We start from the raw sequence: 613 nt of genomic DNA on the forward strand, positions 1-613 counted from the left end.
CTGGTGACCAAAGTGTACACCTGCTTCTAAAAGCTGGTGCATAGTAAAATCTGGTAGTGCCATAATTTATCCTTTCCGGTTCAACCTCCGCGAAAAAAAGTAGGAGAACCTACTACCGGCGGACATCTGCTAGATTTCTCTTGCAAACACCCAAAATCCGCGTGTGAAGTGAGATAAACATACTAATATTTGATTCTTTTTCAAGTCATTTTATGCAATCATTTAATGTTTGCATTGATCAAGACTTTTTTCACCATCAAGAAATTCAAGACTGTTCAATTTTGCACGCAATGCAAAAGTTCCATAATCTACATGAAGATTGCGCATGATACCATTTTCATGTAAGAGAAAGCTGGTACGATAAACAGGCAAGCCATCTTTCTTTTCTACATCATCAAAATAAGAAATCGTAACGGGCCAATACCCCTCCTCATCCAATTTCCCTAACTTTTCTGTTTCATCATCAGATAATTGCATCTTCTTTTCCCCAATAATGACACTTTCTTTTATGATCTTGTCTGCTTTCTCTGTTCCATCAAATACGGTAGTGTGATAGAAATGGCGACCTGCTTTTGCATGCCGGATAATATTTTTTAGTTGCATCATTGGAAAT

General features: G+C 37.5%; 1 protein-coding gene. It reads right to left on the bottom strand.

The window, feature by feature from the left end:
- Positions 1-222 precede the first annotated feature (222 nt).
- On the bottom strand, positions 223-613 hold a 391-nt coding region (locus tag ACFIK8_RS12310), incomplete at its 5' end, for an EipB family protein (RefSeq protein ID WP_375669593.1).

It is taken from the genome of Bartonella sp. MR168JLCBS (assembly GCF_042194175.1).